We start from the raw sequence: 4,101 nt of genomic DNA on the forward strand, positions 1-4,101 counted from the left end.
CCGAGCGCCGGCGGCAGCGAGGTGACGCCCCACAGGCCAAGCGTCACCGTCTTGAATTCCTGCTTCTGCCCTTCGCTCAGCGGGCCGCGTTCCGCGCGCGCCGTGTCGCGCACCAGTCGCACTGTCTGCGGAACGACCGACAGGATGAGCAGCAGGGCGGTCAGCCAGGTCGCCTCGACCGCGCTCATCTCCACGCGCATGAAATGGCAGACGAAAAGGATGCCGATCGTCGCCGCGCGCCAGATGATATCGCGCGGCAAAAGGCCGGATATCAGCGCGTTCTTGGCTCGGAAGGCGCCGGAGGTGAACTCCGACCAGCCGAGCGAGAAGGACAGCACTGCGGCCGCCAGGCACAGCGAGAACCATTCCGGCGTGCCCTTGCCGATGAACGGCAGGAATCCGACCAGCAGGATCAGCAGGCTGGAGCCTATGAGCCCCGCCAGCGCCACCAGAATGGCGCGCGCCATCATGCCATGGGCGGAGTTGAGATCGCCAAGCCCGGCATATTGCGGCCAGAACCTGAGCACGGTGCTCTGCTGGCCGACCGAGGCGAAGAAGGACACCAGGCTGGCGCCGGCATAGGTCGCGCTGTAGAGGCCGAACTGCCGTCCGTCCATCACCATCGCCACGGCGACGAACATCAGGAAGGACAGGCCGGCGCTGGCAAGCTTGATGACGCCGGCCACCGCGCCGCTCTTGGCGAGCGCCACGATGGGCATGCGCATGCCGGCCGCGGGGCTGGCGCTCCCGGCCACGGCGTCGCGATCGGCTTGATTCTCACTCAACGTCGGCCCCTGCAGCAATCAACTTGCCTAACCCCCGCGGCAGGCGAGCCGACGCTGAAACCTGCCCCTGAATAAAGCAAAAGCCCGCAATCGCGCCAGCGCGAACGCTGCTCATGGTTACCGTTAGCGCGAAATGAATCGCGTAAGCACCTCGGTAACCTTAACGAAAGGCTAACGTTAATCCTGAATACTAGACCGTGTAGAGTGGTGTCGGGACGCCGCGGCTCTGCAGGGGAAAGGTAATGAAGCCAGCCAGGATCGACGATCGCGCTCTTCCGCCATTGTTCGATATCGGACCGTTGTGGGCCATCCTTTGGGGGCGCCGCCTGCTGGTCTTTGCCATCACCGGCGCGGCGCTGCTTTTGGCGCTGCTCTACCTTGCCGTGACGAGCCCCAGCTACACCGCGACCGCTTCGATCCTGATCGATCCGCGCGACGCGCGCGCGACCAATTTCAACAACGTCCTACCGGGCATCGGGGCCGACAGCGCCGCCATCGCAAGCCAGGTCTTCGTCATCGAATCGCAGGACCTGCTGGGCACCGTCTTCGACAGCCAGAAGCTCCAGAACGATCCCGAGTTTTCATCCCGCGGGCCGATATCGCGCCTCATGTCCCTGTTCGGAGGGACCTCCTCGCAGGACGCGGCATTCAAGCGTTTCCAGAAGGCGGTATCGGTCGAGCGCGAGGGGCTGACCTATGTCATCAATGTCTCCTTCACCTCGCCGTCGCCGGAGAAGGCGGCCCGCCTCGCCAACGCCATCGTCGACCGCTACAAGGCGAGCCTCGCCGGCGAGCGCGAAACCGCCAATGACGATGTGAACTCCCTTCTCAACGACAGGATCAAGGGCCTGCAGAAGGACGTCAGCGACGCCGAGCGCGCCGTCGAGGATTTCAAATCGCAGCACAGGATCGTTGATCCGACCGACGGCGGCACGCTGCAATCGCAGCTCGACCAACTGACGACGCAGCTGATCGCCGCGCAGGGTGACGCCGACAAGGCAAAGGACAGATACAATCAGGCGCTGGCGGCGGGCACCTCCGCGGCAGGCCTCGCCAAGCTCTCGGAGATACTCTCCTCCAACGCGGCCGCCAATCTGCGCGACGATTACAATCAGCGCGCCACCGAGCTCGCCAACCTCGAAACCATGTACGGGCCGCGCCATCCGGCGATCGGACGCCTGAGGTCCGAACTCGATCGCATCAACCGGCTCATGGCCGGAGAGGCGATACGCATCAGGCAGCAGCTGAAGGCCAACTACGATCTCGCCGTCCAGAATGCCGCAAAGCTGCAGGACAAGCTCGAAGCCCTGCGCCAGCAGTCGCAGGACTCCAGCCTGGCGCAGGTGCAGTTGCGGCAACTGGACTCCAGGGCCCAGGCCGCCCGCACCGTGCTCGACGACTTCCTCAAGCGCGCGCAGGAAACATCGCAGCTGCAGGGTGTCCAGACATCCGAGGCGCGCACCATCAGCGCCGCCGCGCCGCCGCTGCAGCCGACCTGGCCAAAGCCGGCCCTGCTGCTGCCGGTGAGCGTCTTTCTCGGCCTCATGGCCGGATGCGGCCTCGCTTTGACGCTGGGCCCGGTCGGTCGGCCGCAGGATGATCCGTCGAGCCAACGGCGGGACGCTCCGCAGGCGGTCGATCCAGCCAAGGATGGCCCGCAGGCCAAGCCCCGATCGCTGCCCGTGCCGGCCGATTTCGGCGAATACCGCTTGCCCGGGGTCGCCGGGGGCGCGGCGCTTGCAAACATCAAGGCGATGAGGAAGTCGCTGTTCGAGACCGGCAACGAAACGCTGTCGCTGGCCGTGCTGAGGCTGATGCGGCAGATCCTCGGGCGCCTGAGCGACCACCCCAAACCCTTTGTGTTGCTGGTGTCCTCGATGCAAAGCAGCGCCGAGGCACGGCTCGCTGGCGCGATGGTCGGGATCGGCCTGCAGCGAGCCGAACAGAATGTGCTCGTGGTTGAAGTCGGAGACCTGCCGCATCGCGCGGGATACGGCTCCGGCCTGTTCATCGACGGCGCCAGCGGCCTCCGCACGGTTGCAGCCGGTGGGGCGGCCGGGCAGGGTCAGCAATCGCGCGATCGCAACAGCTTGCCCAGCATTCTTGCCGAAGCCGGCAATGCTTTCGATTTCGTGCTCGTGGTCGCCCCATCGCTTGGCGAAAAAGGTTGGGACCCGGAGCTTTTTGCCAAGGCCGATCTCACGCTGTTCGCGTTGAACCGGTCCGAAAGGGCATCCGACGCCGCCGGCCTGATCGAGCGGCATCTCGGTGCTGGCCAGGTCGAACGCAGCGCCACGCTGCTGATCGCGCAGGACAGCGCCCAGCCCGGCGAGACCCGGCAGGATGTCCCGTCGAAGGCCGGCGACTGGCGCCGCGGCGCCGTTGCGAGGACCTGATCCATGCGGGCGCCGGAGCAGGCTTTGCCGGCGCTGTCGCGGCGGCGTGCGCTTGCCCTGACCGGCGGCGCACTGCTCACGGCCCTGCCCCTTTCCGTCTCCGCCACACTGCCGGCGGCTACGAAACGCGCCGTTCCCTCGCATGGGTTCAACCTCCCGGGATGGTTCGAACGAGAAGGCGGGACCGCCCCTGCTCCGGCCGTTCTGGAGAAGCTTCGTCAAACGGGGTTCGAAACGATCCGGTTGCCGGTGAATGGCGATCTCGTCGCGTACGGCAACCGGGCGGCATTGCGCGCCATTCAGCGTGGCGTGGCCGAGCTTGTCGGGCTGGGCTTCGCGGTGCTGGTGGACATGCATCCTTCGGGTGATCTGCGCGCCGCGTTCCGGCGCGATCCGGCAGCCGCCGCCAGGCAGGTGGTTCAAGCCTGGACGGCGCTGCGCGTCGTCATTGCCGACCTGCCGGAGGATTCGGTCTATCCGGAGCTGTTGAACGAACCTCCGATGGAGCGGAGCGACTGGCTCTCGCTGCGCGAACAGCTTGCCGGGACCCTGCGCGCCAAATGTCCGCTGCACACGATGGTCTGGGGTCCGGCGCGTTTTCAAGGCATTTGGGAAATCGGCGACACCCCGCCGCTCGCCGACGACAGGCAGATCGCCGCCATCCACTACTACGCGCCCATGGCCTTCACGCATCAATGCGAGACCTGGGATCGATCGCCGCTCGCCCGTCTCGCCAACCTGCCCTTTCCGGCGACGAAGGACTCGCCGCCGGTCCGCGCGCTTATCTCCAAACTGAGGGCGGCGGGCGACGAAGAGGCTGCTTCCCTTCTGGAGCAGGAACTGTCGAGCCCCTGGACCGAGGCGCGGATCGCCTCGGATTTCGTCGGGCTCGGGCGCTGGTCGGCGGCCCAGCACTGCCC

General features: G+C 66.4%; 2 protein-coding genes and 1 pseudogene. 2 read left to right on the forward strand and 1 reads right to left on the reverse strand.

All coding sequences use genetic code 11. The features are described from left to right. Positions 1–785, reverse strand: a pseudogene (locus EN780_RS28775) (lipopolysaccharide biosynthesis protein); the annotation flags it as partial. Between the two features lie 242 nt (positions 786–1,027). Here EN780_RS28775 and EN780_RS28780 point away from each other — a divergent pair. Together EN780_RS28780 and EN780_RS28785 are read left to right on the forward strand one after the other, a co-directional pair. Continuing rightward, on the forward strand, positions 1,028–3,181 hold the full coding sequence (locus EN780_RS28780) for a GumC family protein (protein WP_128275981.1): 2,154 nt from the start codon (positions 1,028–1,030) through the stop codon (positions 3,179–3,181). Positions 3,182–3,184: 3 nt separating this feature from the next. Then, positions 3,185–4,101 (forward strand): cellulase family glycosylhydrolase (locus tag EN780_RS28785; RefSeq protein ID WP_128275982.1); only part of this gene is annotated, 917 nt, incomplete at its 3' end.

It is taken from the genome of Mesorhizobium sp. M4B.F.Ca.ET.089.01.1.1 (genome assembly GCF_004022605.1).
GTDB lineage: Bacteria > Pseudomonadota > Alphaproteobacteria > Rhizobiales > Rhizobiaceae > Mesorhizobium > Mesorhizobium abyssinicae.